This is a genomic window from Peribacillus sp. Bi96 (genome assembly GCF_918698115.1).
Taxonomy (GTDB): Bacteria; Bacillota; Bacilli; order Bacillales; family DSM-1321; genus Peribacillus.
In genome coordinates, this window is sequence record NZ_CAKKLV010000014.1 from 55,280 (window position 1) to 74,597 (window position 19,318).

The 19,318-nt window shown below is 36.7% G+C and carries 22 protein-coding genes and 2 pseudogenes; 15 read left to right on the forward strand and 9 right to left on the reverse strand.

Annotated elements, in window-relative coordinates; genetic code table 11:
* The first annotated feature begins 895 nt into the window (after window positions 1-895).
* Together LQ203_RS17080 and LQ203_RS17085 are read left to right on the forward strand one after the other, a co-directional pair.
* Window positions 896-1,222 carry a hypothetical protein gene (locus LQ203_RS17080; protein ID WP_230159561.1) on the forward strand — a complete coding sequence of 109 codons (327 nt, stop codon included), beginning with the start codon at window positions 896-898 and terminating at the stop codon, window positions 1,220-1,222.
* Window positions 1,223-1,682: 460 nt separating this feature from the next.
* Complete coding sequence (locus LQ203_RS17085) at window positions 1,683-1,910, forward strand: hypothetical protein (RefSeq protein ID WP_230159562.1); 228 nt, start codon at window positions 1,683-1,685, stop codon at window positions 1,908-1,910.
* 213 nt (window positions 1,911-2,123) lie between these two features.
* Here the strand turns inward: LQ203_RS17085 and LQ203_RS17090 are convergent, their stop codons facing one another.
* A complete protein-coding gene (locus tag LQ203_RS17090) occupies window positions 2,124-2,783 on the reverse strand; it encodes an SDR family NAD(P)-dependent oxidoreductase (RefSeq protein WP_230159563.1) in 660 nt (219 codons plus the stop codon).
* A gap of 126 nt (window positions 2,784-2,909) precedes the next feature.
* Here LQ203_RS17090 and LQ203_RS17095 point away from each other — a divergent pair, with 126 nt between their 5' ends.
* Window positions 2,910-3,464, forward strand: coding sequence for a TetR/AcrR family transcriptional regulator (locus tag LQ203_RS17095; protein WP_230159564.1), 555 nt, complete (start codon window positions 2,910-2,912; stop codon window positions 3,462-3,464).
* A 105-nt stretch (window positions 3,465-3,569) separates the two neighbouring features.
* Here the strand turns inward: LQ203_RS17095 and LQ203_RS27695 are convergent.
* A pseudogene (locus tag LQ203_RS27695) lies at window positions 3,570-3,662 on the reverse strand (IS3 family transposase); the annotation flags it as partial.
* 3 nt (window positions 3,663-3,665) lie between these two features.
* Between LQ203_RS27695 and LQ203_RS17100 the strand changes: the two are divergent.
* A pseudogene (locus LQ203_RS17100) lies at window positions 3,666-3,810 on the forward strand (LLM class flavin-dependent oxidoreductase); the annotation flags it as partial.
* Between the two features lie 464 nt (window positions 3,811-4,274).
* Here the strand turns inward: LQ203_RS17100 and LQ203_RS17105 are convergent.
* Window positions 4,275-4,829, reverse strand: coding sequence for a helix-turn-helix domain-containing protein (locus tag LQ203_RS17105; protein WP_230159565.1), 555 nt, complete (start codon window positions 4,827-4,829; stop codon window positions 4,275-4,277).
* A gap of 110 nt (window positions 4,830-4,939) precedes the next feature.
* Here LQ203_RS17105 and LQ203_RS17110 point away from each other — a divergent pair, with 110 nt between their 5' ends.
* On the forward strand, window positions 4,940-5,527 hold the full coding sequence (locus LQ203_RS17110; RefSeq protein WP_230159566.1) for a LysE family transporter: 588 nt from the start codon (window positions 4,940-4,942) through the stop codon (window positions 5,525-5,527).
* Between the two features lie 400 nt (window positions 5,528-5,927).
* On the opposite strand, the gene LQ203_RS17115 is transcribed toward LQ203_RS17110, so the two are convergent.
* Window positions 5,928-6,491 carry a hypothetical protein gene (locus tag LQ203_RS17115; protein ID WP_230159567.1) on the reverse strand — a complete coding sequence of 188 codons (564 nt, stop codon included), beginning with the start codon at window positions 6,489-6,491 and terminating at the stop codon, window positions 5,928-5,930.
* Between the two features lie 248 nt (window positions 6,492-6,739).
* Window positions 6,740-6,901 (reverse strand): hypothetical protein, encoded by a 162-nt coding sequence (locus LQ203_RS17120; protein WP_230159568.1) that lies wholly within the window; start codon window positions 6,899-6,901, stop codon window positions 6,740-6,742.
* Between the two features lie 272 nt (window positions 6,902-7,173).
* On the opposite strand from LQ203_RS17120, the gene LQ203_RS17125 reads away from it, so the two are divergent.
* Window positions 7,174-7,908, forward strand: coding sequence for an alpha/beta fold hydrolase (locus LQ203_RS17125; RefSeq protein ID WP_230159569.1), 735 nt, complete (start codon window positions 7,174-7,176; stop codon window positions 7,906-7,908).
* Window positions 7,909-8,219: 311 nt separating this feature from the next.
* Here the strand turns inward: LQ203_RS17125 and LQ203_RS17130 are convergent, their stop codons facing one another.
* The 3 genes from LQ203_RS17130 to LQ203_RS17140 form a co-directional block, all read right to left on the reverse strand.
* Window positions 8,220-8,513 (reverse strand): putative quinol monooxygenase, encoded by a 294-nt coding sequence (locus LQ203_RS17130; protein ID WP_230159570.1) that lies wholly within the window; start codon window positions 8,511-8,513, stop codon window positions 8,220-8,222.
* 97 nt (window positions 8,514-8,610) lie between these two features.
* On the reverse strand, window positions 8,611-9,252 hold the full coding sequence (locus tag LQ203_RS17135; protein WP_230159571.1) for a nitroreductase family protein: 642 nt from the start codon (window positions 9,250-9,252) through the stop codon (window positions 8,611-8,613).
* Window positions 9,253-9,337: 85 nt separating this feature from the next.
* Entirely contained in the window at window positions 9,338-9,766 is a 429-nt protein-coding gene (locus LQ203_RS17140) for a MarR family transcriptional regulator (RefSeq protein ID WP_230159572.1), read from the reverse strand.
* Window positions 9,767-10,320: 554 nt separating this feature from the next.
* Here LQ203_RS17140 and LQ203_RS17145 point away from each other — a divergent pair.
* Window positions 10,321-10,959 carry an NAD(P)-dependent oxidoreductase gene (locus LQ203_RS17145; RefSeq protein WP_230159573.1) on the forward strand — a complete coding sequence of 213 codons (639 nt, stop codon included), beginning with the start codon at window positions 10,321-10,323 and terminating at the stop codon, window positions 10,957-10,959.
* 220 nt (window positions 10,960-11,179) lie between these two features.
* On the opposite strand, the gene LQ203_RS17150 is transcribed toward LQ203_RS17145, so the two are convergent.
* Window positions 11,180-11,815 carry a hypothetical protein gene (locus tag LQ203_RS17150; protein WP_230159574.1) on the reverse strand — a complete coding sequence of 212 codons (636 nt, stop codon included), beginning with the start codon at window positions 11,813-11,815 and terminating at the stop codon, window positions 11,180-11,182.
* Between the two features lie 532 nt (window positions 11,816-12,347).
* On the opposite strand from LQ203_RS17150, the gene LQ203_RS17155 reads away from it, so the two are divergent.
* The 8 genes from LQ203_RS17155 (at window position 12,348) to LQ203_RS17185 (ending at window position 19,143) form a co-directional block, all read left to right on the forward strand.
* Window positions 12,348-13,373 carry a LacI family DNA-binding transcriptional regulator gene (locus tag LQ203_RS17155; RefSeq protein WP_230159575.1) on the forward strand — a complete coding sequence of 342 codons (1,026 nt, stop codon included), beginning with the start codon at window positions 12,348-12,350 and terminating at the stop codon, window positions 13,371-13,373.
* 251 nt (window positions 13,374-13,624) lie between these two features.
* Window positions 13,625-13,996: an SDR family NAD(P)-dependent oxidoreductase gene (locus LQ203_RS27535; RefSeq protein WP_290370604.1), complete on the forward strand. Its 372-nt coding sequence runs from the start codon at window positions 13,625-13,627 to the stop codon at window positions 13,994-13,996.
* 386 nt (window positions 13,997-14,382) lie between these two features.
* Window positions 14,383-15,393, forward strand: a complete 1,011-nt coding sequence (locus tag LQ203_RS17165; protein ID WP_230159576.1) for an ROK family protein — start codon at window positions 14,383-14,385, stop codon at window positions 15,391-15,393.
* Between the two features lie 21 nt (window positions 15,394-15,414).
* On the forward strand, window positions 15,415-16,626 hold the full coding sequence (locus LQ203_RS17170; protein WP_230159577.1) for an MFS transporter: 1,212 nt from the start codon (window positions 15,415-15,417) through the stop codon (window positions 16,624-16,626).
* Between the two features lie 243 nt (window positions 16,627-16,869).
* Window positions 16,870-17,580, forward strand: coding sequence for a glycine betaine ABC transporter substrate-binding protein (locus LQ203_RS17175; protein ID WP_253074193.1), 711 nt, complete (start codon window positions 16,870-16,872; stop codon window positions 17,578-17,580).
* Window positions 17,558-17,812 carry a glycine betaine ABC transporter substrate-binding protein gene (locus tag LQ203_RS27360; protein ID WP_253074194.1) on the forward strand — a complete coding sequence of 85 codons (255 nt, stop codon included), beginning with the start codon at window positions 17,558-17,560 and terminating at the stop codon, window positions 17,810-17,812. The genes LQ203_RS17175 and LQ203_RS27360 overlap by 23 nt, the downstream gene beginning before the upstream one ends.
* 1 nt (window position 17,813) lies before the next feature.
* Window positions 17,814-18,428, forward strand: a complete 615-nt coding sequence (locus LQ203_RS17180) for an MmgE/PrpD family protein (RefSeq protein ID WP_230159578.1) — start codon at window positions 17,814-17,816, stop codon at window positions 18,426-18,428.
* A gap of 34 nt (window positions 18,429-18,462) precedes the next feature.
* A complete protein-coding gene (locus LQ203_RS17185; RefSeq protein ID WP_230159579.1) occupies window positions 18,463-19,143 on the forward strand; it encodes an MmgE/PrpD family protein in 681 nt (226 codons plus the stop codon).
* The last annotated feature ends 175 nt before the right edge of the window (window positions 19,144-19,318 follow it).

The following is a 19,318-nucleotide window of genomic DNA, read 5'->3' on the forward strand; positions in this document are numbered from 1 at the left end:
CTGCTTGTTGAGAAAGTAGTATTTCTCAACAAGCTTTTTTTAATTCTTCATTCCCCCCTCCAAAAATTGGTGTGCTGTTCATATTCCCGCTTGCAGTGAGTAGCACTGCTCACTTGCAATAAAACTTCTATTTGACTAAATCTTTAGGAATAAAAGGTGGATTTTATCATCTTCCACAATAGGCCGTGGCTGATGAAGGTGGTTCGATTTTCTAACCAACTTGGTGCAATGGTTCTATAAAGAGCTGTGATAGCAGCTTTATTTGTATTTCAAGAAAAATCACGAAATTAAGACAGATTACCCTGCATTTGTTTGTGCGTTGTAATTTCTGGGCAAGAATAAAGACGAAAATAATAAACCAATAGCTTTGAATAAATGAAAGGCATTTTGGTTCAGATCGAGTATCAAAAGCAGGGATAGTAGCCTGGAATGGTAGCTGATAGAGGAAGAAAATATAGATTTTTATACCAAGTGCTTTACACCTGTTTCGGGGGAGTTTGGCATTCGACTAATCAGAGGGGATTTTTAGCTTTAATGATTAAATGGTGCAGAATATTCTTAAATTCACAATGAAGGTAATTGGTTAATTAAATCGTTATTTTTTAACTAGAAAGGGTAATATGAATCAGTAAGAATCTTTAATAGGCTGTTATAAAAGATAAATCATGAGAATCTCAATAGGACTACCGGTAAACAGTGGTTTTAAGAATGACCCATTAGATTGACTCTCTTTTCATGCGGTTCTTAAAATGTTGCGATTCAAGAATGATGAAAAATATGAAGGACCAAGCTGATATCAACAAAAGGAAACCCTTTGGGAAGCCCTTACCAATAATATAAGTAAGTAATAAAATAATCCGTTATCAAAGGTATAGAACAGAAAGAAGGAATAAGAATGGGAGATTTTCTAGTAAATAAAGCAGGTGCTAAAATTTTTAATGACACCAATAAACACGAAATTCTTAAAGTTCCAGTATTACTAAACGAAAAATCAAAAGGGGTCATCCATCAGGTTCTTTGTCTAGGTTATTTGGGAGGACAAAGAGAACCTATCATCACTATTAAAGAATCAAGTGGAGAAGTTGTGGCATATCGTTTACCTCATAATTTATACGGATGGGTTGCCAATCTAATGGGATTGAAATTAGAGGGAGTTGATATGTTTCCTGCAAAAGTTGAATTCGGCATATTAAAAGATAAAGCATCCGCGAAAATTTTATAGAGGCATCGGCAACATTTAGTGGTACTTCTAGCTTGCTTTTTACTGCCAGGCTTAGCCACAAACAAAAGGTAAATGCATAGCACTAAGCTTGTTTAAGATTAGCCACGTTAAGTATGTTGTAATAGGAAAGGGTGATAAGGATGGAAGCCGTTGAAATCTAATGGAATGAATCATTCATTTGGTAGCACGATAAAGAATTATTGAAACAATAGGATAACTATTGGTCATTAGAAGTTGCGGCTAAACTGATAAAAAGAGACAGCAGTACCGGAATAGTTTCAGGATAAGTATAGATCTTAAATTGATTAAACCGTAATTTTGGTGGGGGAGTATTAGTTATGTCCTATAGTAAGAAAAAAACCCTTCGTTTTTTGATTTGGGCAGGCTGAGTGAAAAAAGTGAATAAACAATCATATAAGGTCAATTCTATATACAAGAATGATAAAAAGGAGATTACATCGTGAAGCCATATGAAATAAAAAATATGATTATTGATGACGATTTTGATGGTGAAGAAACGGTTACAGCTGATTTTACTCACAATTATAAAGATTATAGCGTTACTTTAAAAAAAGCAGATCTTGAAATAATAAATACATGGGTTTTTGAGGATGGTTCATCTCTTCCAGCAAATTTATCAGGTACTATCCTTGAATCAATAAGGGAAGATATTAAAAAGAGAATCTAGTCATATGTACTTGATCTTTTTTGAAGTCATTCCGCGGAAAGCAAGTGCCCTACGTTCCAATCAACGGACAAATTGTAAAAGCCATAAAAAAACTGAAGACAAACTCGATTTCTATCGAGTTTGTCTTCAGTCTGAGAGGGACCAAACAATTTTGGTCCCTCTTGGAGATTCTTTTTATTAATTGCTATTTATTATTGAAGGTAAAAGCTAGGATCATTTTATGGCTGGATAAACTGCTTCAAAGTATGGTTGAGTAGCGTATTGGTTATACCATACATCTGCGATAAGGTCAGGGTCGCCTTCTGTACCTGGCTCAATAAGTGTTGCAATTGATAAATGACCAACATAAATTCCCTGCTCTTTTAGAATGTTGTGCAAGTTGGTTGCGTAGTTGCGAATTCCAGACATGACAATTCCTGCGTTACCAAGTTGAGGAATTGGATGCATGGAAGTAATTCCTGTGGTGAAAAGAATCGCACCAGCACTTTTTTGTTGCATACCTGGTAATACGCTTTGGACGGCTTCAATTGCAGGCAATAAGTAATAATTAATTTGTTCTGTCACATTTTCCGCAGTTACGTCTAATGTGGGAATAAATGATTCAGGTCCAGAATATGGACTGAATTCTAGTACATCAATATTATGAAAATCTGTTTTTGCAGCTTCTAACGCTTGCTTTAATTGTTCTAAATTTCGTAAGTCTGCTAAATAATATTTAGCCTCAATATTTAAGCCTTTTAATTCTTTAACCATAGCTGATAACTTTTCTTTGTTACGAGCGATAAGTGCCACGTTAAATTGTTCAGAACCAAATTTCTTAGCGATTGCTAGACCTAAACCAGGGCCAGCACCGATAATCGCAATTGTTTTCATTGATTATTACCACCTTATTCATTAAAATTAAAGCAACATATGTTGCTTTAAAGTCATTGTAAAACAGCAAATATGATGGAACAACCAACAAAAATAACAGTTTGTTGTGATAAGGAGAAATAGTAAATGAAAGTTCAAAATATCCGTAGTACACCTACACGGAAAACGATTGTGAAGGCATTTACGGAACTTTTAAGGGAAAAAGAAATTGAAAAAGTAACAATAAAAAATATTACTGAACAAGCAAATATAAATCGAGCCACCTTCTATGCTCATTTTGAAGATAAATATCAATTATTTGATGAAATGATAAAGGATTCAGCAACTAATATACTTAAAAAACATACAAAAGAAGTGAATATATGGAATGAAAAGGGAATTGAGTGTTTATTCCAAGCCATTTTTGAATACTTACAGCAAGTAAAAAATAGCTGTCCATATAGCTATCAAAATTTATTCCCATTATTAAGAGTGAAAATGCTTAATGCTTTAAAAAAACATTTAGAATCATTGTTTCAAAAAAGTGATGTAAGTGATATACATGAATTTAAAATATTGTTATATTCGAGGATTTTATATGATGCTGCAGAGTTATTGGTAGTGGAGAAAACGAATTTATCTCAAAAGAAAATTATTAAAGAGGTATCTGCGCTATTGTTAAATAAGTATAAAAGTATGTAAATAGCTTCCCTTCAACAAATGGGGCTAGAGTAAAACAAGCCAAACACCAAAGCTCGATTCCTTAACGTATAAAGTGTAACCTTTGTAAAGGACATTAAAAAAAAGCTAGGCAACTTGAAGGAGATGCTGTCTATATTTTGCAGGCGGCATCTTTTTTAGGTTCCACTGTCCTCGATAATGGTTGTAATAGATCATATAACTTTGAATGATTTTGTCGACTTTGTCGTACCAATTCTCAAGTAAACGAGGACTACTTAGAACGGAATACGAAGCGGATACATTGAGTGGCAACCAAGGACTTCCTTTTCCAGAAAACCGTTATGCGAAAGAGCCGATAAATCATTGAATATAATTCATACAAAATCTATGACAATTATTTAGTATATGTGGCAACTAGAGGCCCACTATTTAAGATCGTACATCTTGAATGGTGGGCCTCTTTAGTATCCATTTCTAAATAGTTTATAAAGAAACGATTAGGTTCTGTTTGTTTAATTGATTGATAGGTTTTTAAAATATATTATTCTATCAGTTAAAGTATTGGCACTTCAATTTCTTCTGTAATAGATAAATTTCAACGAAACAAATGTTGATTTTCCATATCACCCTGGCAAGCCCCCCTAATATGATAATCATCTCTACTACAAGGGAGACCCTGCAGGCGCAAAGAGCTCCGAGGGCGGATCGCCAACGGAAAGCGAATGCCTGGAGGCAACGGTCAAATTTTAAAACCTAAAAAAAACTGTAGACAGACTCATTTATTATCGAGTTTGTCTACAATCTGACCCTGTTAACTTAAAACGGGGTTTTTTAATTTGGATAATATAAGATCATGCTCAATCGAGTTAATGTTTCCCCTGAATTGAGATAAGAGTGGGGCTTGTCTGCCTTGAATCGGATAGAATCACCTTTTTGTATTGTGTATTCCTTGTCTTTTACTCGTACAGTTAGTTCCCCTTCAAAAACAGTTAAGAATTCTTCAGTTCCCTCTCTGTGCGGATCCGCGCTTAGAAATCCACCTTCGTCTATCTCGATCGAATAAACTTCAAATCGTTTATCATCTTCGAAGGGAAAATAGGGATAGACCCGATATTTCCCGTTGTCCTCAGATAATGTTTGAATATCACTTCTGTGAACAACTTTTGTATCTGGCTGCGGATTATTTATAAGGGAAGAAAAAGAAATTTTCAAGCCATTTGCAATTTTCCAGATCGTTGTAATAGTGGGGCTCGACTCTCCTCTTTCAATTTGACCAATCATCGTTTTACTTACGCCACTCAACTCTGCAACCCTTTCAAGGCTCAATTTTTTACTTTCTCTAAAGGCTTTTAAGTTTTTTGCAAGGATAAGATTTATTTCCTCCATAAATACACTCCCATATATACAATATAACGATCGTATTGTACAATAAAAAGTAAGTCGTTATACTGTTCTTTATAGGCATTATAACATACATTAAAGAAAGAGGGTTCAACATGCCATTATTCACGTTTTTGCTATATGTTTTTGTCACGAGTTTTACCCCTGGTCCCAATAATATTATGGCAATGCTTTTTGCTAACAAATACGGGTTTAAAAAGACACTTAAATTCTGTTTAGGAGTTGGTGCTGGTTTCTTTGTAATCATGTTATTGTCCAGTTATTTTAATCTTTTGCTTAAAAATTTCATTCCTAAAATTGAATTTTTTATGACAATCCTAGCTGCAATCTATATGCTATATCTGGCTACAAAAATTATAATGAGTAGTAAAAATAAGGATAAAGGTGAAGATGGAGATAAAAATAACCGTTTTCTTTCAGGAATGCTTTTACAATTCGTAAATCCGAAAGGTATTTTATATGGGATAACAGCAGTATCAACCTTTATCATTCCTTATCACACTTCAAATATCAGTTTACTGTGTTTCTCTATATTTCTAGCTTTCGTTGGCTTTCTTAGTACCATGAGTTGGAGTGTATTTGGTTCGCTGTTTCAAAGGTTCCTAAAAAAGTATAGAAGTCAGTTTAATATAATTATGGCTTTGTTATTGGTGTATAGTGCCATTTCGATTCTTGTAGAATAAAATAGGTGTTTTGTTAACCTAGTGCTTTTCTTTAATACTTGGTATGTATCCCTATTGCCCCAACAATCTTTAAATAATACGAGATTGGATACTGTCCAATTACAGGGTTGCTGTGACAGCCCGTATATCGGATATAAGAAAGACAATAAGAACCATTTCCTTATATCTTTGTTGACCAATGATAAGTAAAGGCTACGGAGAGAAGGTAACTAACTTTAGCAGATATTAGTGAAATCTAATTATGGATAAAGGACTTGTTATGAGATACTATCTCTGAATTATTTTTGAGCGTATAAGATCAATAAATAAATATAATAGAAGAAACGCGACGAAAAGAAGCCTTTGGTTCAACTAGAGGCTTCTTTTTGATTGCTTCCATTACGTTAATGAGTCTCGACTTTTATTTTACGCTTTTTCCTTGTATCTCTAGGGAATTATCATTTTGTGGGAAGTGGGGATCTAGCTTGTAGTTTGTAAGCCATAGTAAACATAGAAAAATTAACTCAAATGCATTTGTAACAGCCGAACTTTCTAGTGGGATGGGGATAGCACTTCCAACAATCATGACAAGGACTCCTAAAAGCATCCAAATCCAACGTGTTCTCACATAAATGTTGAGGCTGATTATCAAAAGGGTAAAGGTTACAATAACCACCATAAGAGGGGGACCAGAAGATTCCTCACTAACATATCTTAAAACGCCATACTTGTAGACGGGTACAAATGTCTTATGCATATTGACAATGAATTCATAGATGATAAGTCCCACCGTAAGAAAAAAGAAAAAATAGAATGATATGATTTTTTCTGAAAAAGGAATATGTACCCTCTTTGCCATTCCCCAGCCAAACAAGATCAATGTGGGGGTGATAAAACCATGACTCCAGAAACGAGATGCATTTAACATTTCTAACAAAGGGCCATCACCTATAAATTTTCCAGAGGCAATGATTAAGTTATCCACGATGAGCCCGAAAGTAATTAAGAGGAGAAAGCTTGAAGACGATAAAAAACTACGATCCTGCCGAATGAACATCATTCCCATTATAAAAAGAATAATGTAAATGAATGAATAACAATAATAGAGAATAGTATCCAAATACATCCCCCCAATTATGTTTTTATCATTATAAAATACATCAAAACAAGTCACAAGAAATAACTGTAAATGAGACAGGAAGGAGTATCGATGTCAGGCATCATAGGTGCTTACTAGGTCCAATGGGTCACTTCATATATTGATTTCCCTGGAAACTTACTGGTCTGTATCGCATGTATCACATAGCTTGGACCGAGCACAATTACGACTGCTATCACGCAAATAGGCGTTTTAGAATTTTTGGAGCTGCCACCGCTTGTTTCTGTCTCCATCATTATTATTACGCTCTTTCTAGATGCCTTGATTCTTGTTATGATCATATATAAATAGTCATTCGTGACTAATGTGCTCATTCTAAGAAGAGATGATTATCTGTCAGCAAAAGGGAAGAAATTGACAAAAACATTAAAAAGTATTGGGAAGGAAATGTTAGTTCGTTTTATCCAAACAGAAAAAGAATTTTCGAAAAGGCGAAAAAACAAGACTACTATCCATTTTGTTTAGTCATCGTACACCAAGAGATAAGTTTTAGGAATAGAGGTATAGCATGAAGAAGGCTATTAAATACGGTCTTATTAGTATCATTGCATTAATGGTTATCGCATTCGGCGGCTTTTACATTTGGTCGGAGCAAACATATAAACCATCCGATGAATTGTATTCGTTTGTTGGGAAGGGGAATATAACAAAGGATAATGGGTTTGTCACATTCCAACCAACCAAAAGCAAGAAAGAGGGCATTGTCCTGTATCCAGGTGCTAAGGTAGAGCCGGAAGCATACAGCTATTATGCAAAGGAATTAGCGAAAGATGGATATACAGTAGTTATTCCAGATGTGAGGTTCAACTTCGCTTTGTTTGATAAAAACAAAGCTGCAAAAGCAAAAAATGAATATCCATCTGTGGAGAAGTGGTACGTTGGCGGACACTCGTTAGGAGGAGTAGCTGCGGCCGCATATGCGTATGAGAATCCGAGAGAAGTGGAAGGGATTATCTTCCTCGGTTCTTACCCGAGTGATTCTAATGACTTTTCGAAAACGAAAGTTCCAATGCTATCGTTATATGCAGAATATGATGGACTGTCCAAAGTAGAGAAGATCGAGGAGACAAAGCATTTATTATCTAAAGAGGCAAACATGCATAAGATAGCGGGGGGAAACCACGCCCAATTTGGCCTATACGGAAAGCAAAAAGGAGATAATGAAGCGACTATTTCAGCTAAGGAACAACAAGAAGAAATGATTGTCGTCACAAAAAAGTGGCTTCATGGAAATGGGGAGTAAGTAAGATTCTACATGAGCCTTGAGAGAAAAACATGGGACTAAAGGAATTGGTTGAGGCAGGAAAAGTCAGCTATAAAGGCTGAAAATCGTAAACTCAATCAATAATAGTTTCAGAAACTTGATTATGAACAACTGGGCGACCTTCTTAAGTAAGAAGGCGTCTATTTTGGTTTGTAGTGTTTATCCAAAGCCGGGAGCTTTATTACTGGTAATTGTCTAATAAGAAAAGACACTTTTAATCGGGATTAAATAAACAAGGGTTACAGCTTGAGCTGCAACCCTTGTAAGAATTCGATATAGTTTTTATCTTATTAGCTTAAAGGTTGTCCATCAAATGCTTTAACATCTAATGGCGCAGTGAGGAATTCTTTAGCTTTTCCAACAAACGAGGTGAAGTGCTCACTTGAATTATGGCTTGCTACCGCTTGTTTATCTTGCCAAATTTCAACCATTGTAAATTGATTGTCTTTCTCTGTAGCCTTGTGTAGGTTGTAAGAAACATTTCCGCTTTCCGCTCTTGAAGCTTCAATTAGTGGTTGAATCTCCTCTAGAAATGCATCTTGTTTTGCTGGGTTAATATTGAATACGGCATGAATGATAATCATTAAACGTCATCCTCTCTTTTGCTAAGCATCAAATTAATTATTTAAAGAAAGTAAAAATAACATACTTGTAAATATAGTGAATGGATTTATTAATAAATTACTTCCATTGAGCGACTTTATTAATTGGAAGACGAACAGATTGATGACCATTATCAGCTGCTTTACCGATTGAAATTAGCATGACTGGTACGTAGCGCTCTTTTTCTAATCCAAAAGCTTCTGCAATTTTGTCTTTTTCATAGCCGCCAATAGCATTCGTATCATAGCCATAAGCACGTGCAGCAAGCATAAGTTGCATGGATACAAGACCGCCATCAACTAGAACGACGTCTTTCATCTGTTCATTAGTGATGTTTTCGAAATATCCAGCAAATGAGGCTAATATTCCTTCTTTTACATCTAAAGGCATATACCCTAGCTCTACAGCTTTACCGTAGATTTCTTCAGCGTTATCAAAATTTTTCAAATCACCAAATACAGCAATTACGGCGGAAGACGTTTCGACCTGATTTTGGTTGAAGCGAGCAAGAGGTGCAAGTGTTGCTTTTGCCTCAGGACTTTCAATTACAAGAAAGCGCCATGGTTGCATATTGATTGAAGAAGGAGCTAGTGTTGCTAAGGTAAGTATTTCCTCCATTTCTTCTCTACTGATTTTTACGGATTGATCATAATTTTTTATGGACCGGCGTCCTGTGACAATTTCTTTGAAATCATTTGTTAATTGTACTGTTGCAGTCATAGTTGAAGTCTCCTCTTTTTATCTTATTTATCTTTAGTAGTTTTATTTTTAGTTATGCTTATTTCAAATGGTAATGAAGCGAGCATTAAACTTGGCTTATATTTTTTTGTATGCGTGTCAGCATATCTGTTAACTCTTGACGTTCTTCTTCGTTAAAATCTTTAAGCATCAAAGTGACAAAACGAGCTTTTTCTGCTTGGTAGGAAAAAATTTGTTTGCGGCCATGATCTGAAAGACAGACAAGTGTAAATCGATTATCCTCCGGATCTTTGCGTCTTACAATCATCCCAGTCGCTTCAAGTTGTTTTAAATGCCGTGTAATCGCTGCACCGTCAATGTTGACCTCTTTTTGAAGAGCTGTTTGACTCATTTCATCCGCTTGATAAAGCTGATATAAGATATCATGTCTTGATTGACTGATGCCCATACAACTTTCGAATTTTGAACTTATCTGTTTGTTAAGGCAGTTCATTTTATATAAAATAAGAGATTCATTAGAACATGAATTCGTCAAGTAACACCCTCTTTTCAGTTAGTGAAAAATAGTTGATAGCTCAATAGTTGATGCGTCAATTAATATACTACAGACCAAATAATATAGCAAGCATTTATGTGGTGCAATATTTTTGCCTACAACTGTATCCCATTATAAATACAGTCAAACTCGATTACTAGATCATCCTATGTGCTCATAATACTCTTGCATATTTCCTCCTCCACATTCCCATACTCTCCGTATGAGTAAAAAATTCAGCTGCACTTATTCATATACTTTAATGTTTTTCATTTAGCCTTTTTCTAATTCCTTTTACTTTATTCGTTTTGAAATTCCAGGCACCAATCTTTCAAGTTCACTGATTCGACTTGTTTTTTACAAATGGCACAGGATACTGATTTTTCTGTTACCTGTAATGAAGTTCAAGCCATGTAAATCCCTTTCTTTCCGAATGGTTCTGTTTTTGTGACTATGTTATAAAAAAATAACTACTTACAAATATATAGCTACTGAAATAAAATAAGAATGTGCGTAAACATAATCAAAAAAATAATCATTTGGAGGAATTAATTATGAAAATTGGAGTCATTGGTGCAAATGGTAAAGTTGGAAGCCTTATTTCGAAAGAGGCTATTGATAGAGGATATGAAGTAACAGCAATAGTGAGAAATGCTTCAAAAATCACAGATTCAAATGTTAACGTTCTTGAGAAAGATATTTTTTCTCTTACTGAATCAGACCTTAAATCATTTGACGTTGTTGTAAACACATTTAAAGCACCGGATGGCGAGGAATATCAGTATGTTGAATCTGGAAAAGTCTTGGTTTCAGCTCTTAAAGAAGCTCCAGATACAAAATTAATCGTAGTGGGAGGTGCGGGAAGTCTCTTTGTTGATGAAGAAAAAACAACAAAATTTATGGACACCCCTGATTTCCCGGATTTTGTTTATCCAACTGCGTCCAATGCGGCGAAACAACTTGAGGAATTACAAAGTGCAGATTCGATAACATGGACTTATATCAGCCCTGCTGGTTTCTTTGACCCAGAAGGAAAAAGGACGGGTTCTTATCAAGTAGGAAAGGATCATGTCATCTTAAATAGTAAAGGGCAAAGTTATATTAGCTATGCTGACTATGCCATCGCGGTATTGGATGAAATTGAAAAGCCACAACATGTTAATGAAAGATTTACCATTGTCGGAGAAGCATAATAAATGAAAGAGCTGTGATCTGTATGGATCACAGCTCTTCATTTTATACAGAAAAACGCTAAGCTAGAGGGAGGAGAACCACTTTGCGAAGATTGATTTACGAGTTTTTTAAATCCTATGTCTACAATAGGGTTGTTTACTGTATTTGTTACATTTATCGTTATCTTGACTTTAGCGATTCTTTACCTTTGCGTTTAGAGCAGCAAAATGGAATAGGTATTCATGTGATAACTTGAGAACCTTTGTGTTTGCGTTCAGCTGAATGCAGAAGTTTTCTGAAAAAAGCTAAAGAATATTGAAAAACTGGGCTTTGAATAAACGTATAGATAAAGGTCATGACAAAAACAGGTCCTCCCAAGAAATAACCTGCAATGAGAACTAGGCTTTCTACGATGATCCTAGCCTGACTAACCGATAACCGTGTCCTATCGGAGAGTGAAAGCATAAAACCATCTCTGGGACCGGCTCCAAGCCCAGCTGCTATATATAAACCTCCACCCATTCCAGTAATAACAATTCCAGCTAACAGGATCAAATAGTCCGTCCATGTATGTGAAGCATTGGGAAGAATATCAGACCACAAGAAAAAGTCAATAATGGGACCAATTAACATGGCGTTCAAAACCGTGCCGATATTAATATATCGACGGTCTGCCACAAAAGAAACCGCCATGAGAATCAGACCGCATATTATGCCCCAAGTTCCTATTGTTAAACCATGTTGATCATACAATGCAACATTCAAAACATCCCATGGGTGTAAACCGAGGTATTTTACCTCAACAGCCATCGCGGTTCCCAAACCAAAGAGAATCAGGCCAGAAAATAAAAAAAGGTAGCGGAGTAAAACCATCATTGTATTCACCTCTCATATTGTATATGTAATTTAGTGTTTATCTGGGCTCAAAGCTGCAAGATAAAGGAATTAAAACGCCTGGAAGGGCGATGCTTTGCAAGTGATTCATCATACCTCATGTTTCTTATAGGAATATGATATACGAGCTAGTAATACGTTCTTTTTCCACGATGGCAACTTTTTAGCCTTGTGGGCATCAACGAAAAAATATGAAGGGTTAATAAAGACAAATTGCTGTTTAATAAAGAGGCAGAAGGGACGATCGTCTAGATTTGGGAAAGAACTAGTAGTATCAATATCTTAAGATGCTTTCCATACTTGCAACTTAATTTGTCAAAGAGAAAAACGGCACAATGTTCGTATTATTTGGGTGTTCTGAAAAACAGCTTTTAACCAAAGAGAAATTTTGAATATTATGATATATTATAAAGGAAAGAAATTCATAAATGTTTACTTTTGTATAAATTATATAAAAAAGTTAATTTAGTTTTTTAGGATAACAATTTCTATATAGAGAAAGGAATAATGAAGTATGAAAAGAATAACAACAGAAGATGTGGCAAAAATAGCCGGTGTTTCACAGTCTACAGTATCTAGGGTTTTAAATGATTATCCATATATGAAGAAAAATACGCGTGATAAGGTTCTTGCTGTCATAAATGAGTTGGGATTCACAAGGGATGAAATTGCCAGAAGTCTTGTTGAAAAAAGAACGAAGTCAATAGGTTTAATAATAGGGAGCATTTCAAATCCATTCTTTGCCGAAACTGCGGAAGCCATCATAGAAAGGGCCCAGGAATTAAAATATGATGTAATCATATACAATACTGGACATAAAGATGAAAACTTGGAGCAGGCCATAAATTTATTGATAGGTAAACGCGTGGAGGGAATCATCTTAACAAGTGTTAGTAAAAACTATACTGAAAAAATCAAAAAACTACATGATAGCGGATTTCCAGTATTATTATATAATAGTTTCCTGGATATCAAAGATGTTAACTTTATCGTAATGGATAATAATAAAGGTGCAAGGCTCGCTGTTCAACACTTACTAAAATTAGGCCATAAAAAAATAGCGAAAATATCTGGTCCTTCCAAGTACTTAGCGACTTATGAGCGTACCATAGGTTATAAACAAGAGCTGAGGGAGAACGGATATGAAATTGATGAGGATTTAATATTCAATAGTGAATTTTCCTATGACCGAATTTATTCATTTACAAAAAAATTACTGAAAAAAAATGACAGACCCACTGCAATTCTTGCTGCATCAGATCAAATGGCACTCGCAGTTTTGGATGCAGCATCAAGCCTTAACCTGAAAGTCCCCGAAGATTTGTCTGTTGTTGGGTTTGATAATATTAGGTTGGCTGCTAATGAATTTATTGGGTTAACGACAATATCCCAACAAATGGACCACATGTCGCTAACCGCTTTAGAAAAACTAATTTATCTTATAGAAAATAAAGAAGCCTCATCTTCATCCATTCAAGTTTTCCTTAAGCCTGAACTAATTGTTCGTAAAACAACAGGACCAGCTCCCATACAAGCTTAAGGTAATAAGACCGGTTTTGGATTGGACCTTATACTTTCCTTTACATTCCTAAAAAAGAAATCGGTCATTTTTCTATGATTACAATTAGATTTTTATATTCGAAAAATTAATTTTACTATTTACAAAAGTCAGATAATTGTTTATATTTTTATTTGTAAGCGGGTAGAGGTTCTTGATGTTCGATTTTGAATACGTATTCAAAATCGAATGCTTAAGCCCGGTATTCAAAAAATCTCCTCGAAGAGGTAAAGATGGGTGATGGGTTGGAAGTAAATCAATTATTTAATTTAAGCGGTAAAGTGGCCATCATTACAGGTGCAAGCAAAGGCATTGGTAAAGATTTGGCCAAATTACTTGCACAAGCTGGGGCTAATATTGCCTTGGTCGCACGTAATAAGGCGCAACTGGAAGAAGCTGCACATGAAATTGAACAAACAGGTGTAAATGTATTACCCGTCCATGAAAAGCTCATCCACTACAGCTTTTGGAAGCATCAAGTGATATCGAACACAAAATCAAAGAAATGGACACTTCCACACAATATATCGTTAAAGGCATTCAACAAGTTGCAGGAGCTACAGAAGTACAATTGCACAGAAGTGAAGAATCATCTAGAGTCATAGAGGAAATGACCCTAGGGATACAAAAAATCGCCGAAGCTTCGTCGCAATGTGCCACTTGCTTTGATGCCTCAGCTGTTTCCTTTGTTAAACCAGCAAAATCCTCTATCGAAGCATGGATTTCCTGCGAACCTGCAGCCATTTGCTCAGTAATGGCAGATATTTCTTGAATCTGATCCATGTTGATATGGTGGTTTTACTTATTAAACCAATTTAATAAGTTAAGATAATAAGTGTGGGATGTGGAACATGACAACAATATAAGAAAAAATGATAAAAGGTGGGTTTAGACAATGCGGTTAATCGTCTCTGTTAGATTGATGAAACATGCAAGGAATTAGAGTACATACATATACTTATTAAACAATTTAATTAAGTGGGTGATCTACATGGATGAGCAATTGTATACCCCTAAAAACTTGAGGATACGGATACTTCACGGAATTCGATTAACTCTAATAAAGCTGGGGAGTGCAACTAAGGTTGAACTTAGCCAGAAGTTAGACATCAGTTTTCCCACTGTCAGCAAAATGATTGTCCAAATGGAGAAGAGCGGGGAGGTACTTGTTGTCGGTTTGGATAAATCCAGTGGAGGCAGGCGAGCACATCGTTATGCATATAACCCCGAGCATAAGCTAGGAATGTCTATTTTATTGGAAAAGGAAGAAACAGCCTGTACGATATTTAATTGTTTCGGTGAAGTTAAGGAACAAGGAGTGCATAAAAGTATTATCCATGACGATCTGGACTCCTTAAAGAGATTGATTGGGGATACTCTTGCACAATTTCCGGAAATTTGCGCAATAGCAATCGGTGTACCTGGTTCCGTTGAAAATGGGCGAATTATCTATATTCCTGGTTATGAGAAGTTTCTTAATCTAGACTTACAAAGTTGCCTAGAAGAAACATTCACCATCCCAGTAGTATTGGAGAATGATATGAATGCGGCCATTCTTGGGTATCATAACCGGACTGAAAAATTCCAAGAAAAACAATCAATCGTTTATATTTACTTAGGACATAATGGACCGGGAGCCGGTTTGCTGATTAATGGTGATGTTGTTCGGGGAAGCTCCTTTTTTACAGGTGAGATTTCTTTCGTTCCATTGTATGATGATCTTAATTTTCTTCAGGCAGTGAAACAGGAAAAGGAATCAAAAAAGGGCGAGAGCATTGAGTCTCTCAGTCGATTAATCGCGTCGCTGACAGCAATCATCAACCCTCATGCGGTTATTTTCAGTAAGGCAGAAGTCAGTGTGGAAATGCTTGATCGGCTAAAAAAAGAAAGCGCAAAATACGTACCAATGAAGCATCTCCCTAACTTTGCATTAAGTGAATGGCGGGAAGATTATCTTCATGGGCTGCAGCATCTTGCGCTCGAGCAAATGCTAAGTTTATAGAAAGAAAGTGAGGGGAAATTCTTGGCTACTCTCTTATTAATTATGATCTATTTGGCATTTATTAGCCTTGGAATACCGGATTCTTTATTGGGTGTCGCATGGCCGGTTATGCAGTCGGATTTTGGGCAGCAACTGGAGACTGCCGGTTTTCTTTATATGATCATCGCTGCAGGTACAATCCTCTCGAGCTTAGCTAGCGGGTGGCTTAATGACCGTATGGGGACCGGGAAAGTCACATTAATTAGTGTAATCCTTACGGCTGCAGCCTTGTTAGGCTTTTCCTATGCCCCCTCCCTCTATTGGCTTATCATATGTGCGGTGCCGCTAGGGCTTGGTGCCGGGGCTATCGATGCTGCATTGAATAACTATGTCGCGCTCCATTATAAATCTCATCATATGAGCTGGCTTCATTGTTTTTGGGGTGTGGGAGCAAGTATAGGGCCAATCATGATATCTTACTTTATAGCAAATAAAGGTTCATGGAGAGATGGTTATTTTACCATTGCTTTTCTCCAATTAGGCTTAGCCTGCTTGCTTTTATTGACTCTTCCTTTATGGTCCAAAGTTTCAAGAAAAAAACAAATGGAGGCTGAAGCAGGACGTTCAGAGCCTTTGCCGGATGAGCGAGCTTATGGGGTGAAACCGTTAAAAATTAAAGGTGTCAAATTTGCATTGCTTTCATTCTTCTTTTATTGCGGAGTCGAATCAACACTGGGACTTTGGGGAAGCAGTTATCTTGTTGGTAGCAAGGGTATTTCCGCAGCTGTGGCCGCGCAGTGGGTTTCTTTTTTTTATGGTGGAATTACACTAGGTCGGCTTATTACAGGGTTCATTACCTTTAAGGTCAGCAACGAGAAACTGATTCGATCGGGACAAATTACAGCGATAATTGGTATAGCGCTTTTTATTTTGCCATTACCGGTTTACATGTCACTAGCAGGCTTCATTTTGGCTGGACTAGGCTTAGCCCCTATTTATCCATGCATGATTCATGAAACGCCAATTCGATTTGGAAAAAAGCATTCACAATCCATTATAGGTTATCAAATGGCTGTCGCTTACACGGGCACTACCTTTTTGCCGCCATTGCTCGGGGTATTGGCTTCGCATACGTCAATCGGCATATTCCCGTACTTTGCACTAGCTTACATGATTGCCATGCTTCTTGGTTCCGAAAAAGTGAATCGAATGATGAAAATCCGTCACAAAATTTCAATTGAAAAAGAACTCTAGGTTCTTGATTAAACTCCAGATGGAACATTACTACAGTAGAAACATCATATCTATTTTAATAGGTACAATCACATCAAAGGTTGACGAAATCAGTGGCTCCTGAACTTCCTGGCTTAAACTAAAAACGGGGGTTCATTCTTTGCAGAACAGTAATTGTAGAGGGTGCTTTTGATTGAGAGGTGCACTCCTTCCTAGAAGGAGTAACACTTTGCACGGTTAGTGGCAAAGGGAACGTAATTAGGAATGAAGTGCCACGTAGATAAAAGCCAATTAGGCGCTCCATTTTCTTGTGCCGCACTTCTTGCCTGTATGCTTACAGCATGCAGTTCTTCGGAGTCTAATGCCGGTTCAAATGAAAATAAAGGGAAAATTACAGTAGGCGGAAAGGATTTTACTGAACAGCACATTTTGACACAAATTACTTCTATTTATTTGAAAGAAAAAGGATACAAAGTCGATGAAGCAAGTAGTATGGGCAGCACAGTGGCACGGTCCGCGCTTGAAAATGGTCAGCTCGATGTGTACTGGGAGTATACGGGTACGGCACTGATGGTTTATTTAAAGGAACCTGTTGAAACTGATCCCGATAAGGCATATAAAAAAGTAAAAGAACTCGACAAAAAGAATAAACTTGAATGGTTAAATAAATCTGCATTTAATAACACATATGCTATTTTAATGCGCGAAGATTATGCAAAAGAATTAGGAATCAAATCCGTATCAGATCTAGCTGAATTTGTAAATCAAGATTCTAATCAATTAAAATTTGGATCGAACTCTGAGTTCTATGCGCGAAAAGATGGAATGAAAGGTTTAGAGAAAGAATATAATTTCTCTTTACCAGCTAAAAATGTTGTCAAAATGGATACAGGACTTCTATATAACTCTTTAAAAGAAGGCCAGGTTGATGTAGCTGTAGGTTTTGCGACAGATGGACGCATTAAAGGTTTTTAAACTTGTTGTGTTAGAAGATGATAATCAGTTTTTTCCGGCATATAATGGAGCCCCGGTCATTCGTCAAGAAGTAGTAGAGAAATATCCGGAATTAAGAGATCTTCTTAATGCACTGTCAGATAAATTAGATTCAGATACAATGAAGAATTTAAATTATCGTGTAGATATTAAGCATGAAGATATTAATGAAGTAGCTAAAACATGGCTGGATGAACAGGGATTGCTAGATTGAGATGAAAGCTAATAATTCACTCATCACCTATATTGAATCTGAGTCGATACAGAGTTTGGACAGAGGCACACTAACTTCACTCAAAGAAGCTCTAGCAGACATAATCGCTTGTACCATTGCAGGCCGTAATACGAAAGCAGCAGAGATTGCAAAAGAATTTGCTGCTTCGCAGTGGGGGATGGGAAACAGTTCGCTGTTCCTGTTCCCAGAAAGATTAACGCCTGCCGGGGCAGCCTTTGTCAATGCGACAATGGCAAATGCCCTCGATTTAGATGATGGACATCGCCTCACAAAAGGACATCCGGGGGCAGTTATTTTTCCCGCGGTACTCGCCGTTGCAGAGGATCATAATATAAGCGGAGCAGAATTTTTGACGGCACTTCTTATAGGCTATGAAGTGGGGATCCGTGCAGGTATTGCTGCACACCTGACCCGGCTAGATTATCACTGCACCGGTTCATGGGGAGCCGTTGGAGCTGCCGCTGGTGTTTCGTACATTTTAGGGCTTAAGGGAGGAACAATTGGAGCACGCACTGGGCAATGCAGAATATTTTGGTGCTTATTATCCAATGATGCGCTGCATCGAACATCCTTCCATGTTAAAAGACGGGATTAATTGGGGGTGTATGGCCGGGGTTAGTGCTGCCCATTTGGCAAAAGCAGGCTATACAGGGATTCCATCATTATTTACAACAGAAGAAGCTGTGGGGCTTACAGACGATTTAGGAAAAAAATATCGTGTAAATGAACTATATTATAAGCCGCATGCATGCTGTCGGTGGGCACAACCAACTATTGAAGCAATCAAGGAAATTCAAAGTAGGCATATACTAATATCCCAAAATATAAAAAAAATAGTCATTCATACATTTACAGAAGCTGCAGCATTATCGAAAGATTATCCTGAAACTACAGAGGAAGCACAGTATAATTTGTATTTTCCTGTTGCAGCATTTCTTTCTTATGGTGAAGTTGGACCAAAACAAGTATTAGGACAACTGGATGATCCAATAATTCTAGGCATGATGAACAAGATTTCAGTGGTAATTGATCAGCAACTTAACGAAGCTTTTCCTGAAAAAGCATTAAGTAGGGTTCAAATAATCATGCAGGATGGTAACACTTATCAATCTTCTATAATACAAGCAAGGGGAGATTATGATTTTCCGTTAAAGGCTGAAGAAAAAAAAGAAAAGTTTTTCTGGCTGACCACGCCGCTCCTAGGCAAAGAATCTGCGAAGTGGATATTTGAAACCATTCAAAACATTGAATATATGAAAAGTATTCGGGAGTTTATGCCTGCCATGGAGACACATAAAAAAACATTCTAAGAATTGTAGTGGTGCACATCAAGACATTGGTGTGCACCACTATTTTTTAACCATAAGGAGTTGCCGTAGGATGCACCTTTAAGAAAACATTCGGCCACGTTCGATTTTTCCAAAATAGAACTCATTCCCAAAATATAATCCGACCTACACCGGAAAGAATCCGACCTACAATCAA

Bases quoted from the DNA above. Each gene is read 5' to 3' on its own strand.
- LQ203_RS17110 (WP_230159566.1), top strand. From the start codon at position 4,940: ATGCCATTATTCACGTTTTTGCTATATGTTTTTGTCACGAGTTTTACC.
- LQ203_RS17165 (WP_230159576.1), top strand. From the start codon at position 14,383: ATGGATGAGCAATTGTATACCCCTAAAAACTTGAGGATACGGATACTT.
- LQ203_RS17095 (WP_230159564.1), top strand. From the start codon at position 2,910: ATGAAAGTTCAAAATATCCGTAGTACACCTACACGGAAAACGATTGTG.
- LQ203_RS17080 (WP_230159561.1), top strand. From the start codon at position 896: ATGGGAGATTTTCTAGTAAATAAAGCAGGTGCTAAAATTTTTAATGAC.
- LQ203_RS17125 (WP_230159569.1), top strand. From the start codon at position 7,174: ATGAAGAAGGCTATTAAATACGGTCTTATTAGTATCATTGCATTAATG.
- LQ203_RS17150 (WP_230159574.1), bottom strand. From the start codon at position 11,815: ATGATGGTTTTACTCCGCTACCTTTTTTTATTTTCTGGCCTGATTCTC.
- LQ203_RS17130 (WP_230159570.1), bottom strand. From the start codon at position 8,513: ATGATTATCATTCATGCCGTATTCAATATTAACCCAGCAAAACAAGAT.
- LQ203_RS17145 (WP_230159573.1), top strand. From the start codon at position 10,321: ATGAAAATTGGAGTCATTGGTGCAAATGGTAAAGTTGGAAGCCTTATT.
- LQ203_RS17120 (WP_230159568.1), bottom strand. From the start codon at position 6,901: ATGATGGAGACAGAAACAAGCGGTGGCAGCTCCAAAAATTCTAAAACG.
- LQ203_RS17175 (WP_253074193.1), top strand. From the start codon at position 16,870: ATGAAGTGCCACGTAGATAAAAGCCAATTAGGCGCTCCATTTTCTTGT.
- LQ203_RS27535 (WP_290370604.1), top strand. From the start codon at position 13,625: ATGGGTGATGGGTTGGAAGTAAATCAATTATTTAATTTAAGCGGTAAA.
- LQ203_RS17105 (WP_230159565.1), bottom strand. From the start codon at position 4,829: ATGGAGGAAATAAATCTTATCCTTGCAAAAAACTTAAAAGCCTTTAGA.
- LQ203_RS17180 (WP_230159578.1), top strand. From the start codon at position 17,814: ATGAAAGCTAATAATTCACTCATCACCTATATTGAATCTGAGTCGATA.
- LQ203_RS17090 (WP_230159563.1), bottom strand. From the start codon at position 2,783: ATGAAAACAATTGCGATTATCGGTGCTGGCCCTGGTTTAGGTCTAGCA.
- LQ203_RS17135 (WP_230159571.1), bottom strand. From the start codon at position 9,252: ATGACTGCAACAGTACAATTAACAAATGATTTCAAAGAAATTGTCACA.
- LQ203_RS17155 (WP_230159575.1), top strand. From the start codon at position 12,348: ATGAAAAGAATAACAACAGAAGATGTGGCAAAAATAGCCGGTGTTTCA.
- LQ203_RS27360 (WP_253074194.1), top strand. From the start codon at position 17,558: ATGGACGCATTAAAGGTTTTTAAACTTGTTGTGTTAGAAGATGATAAT.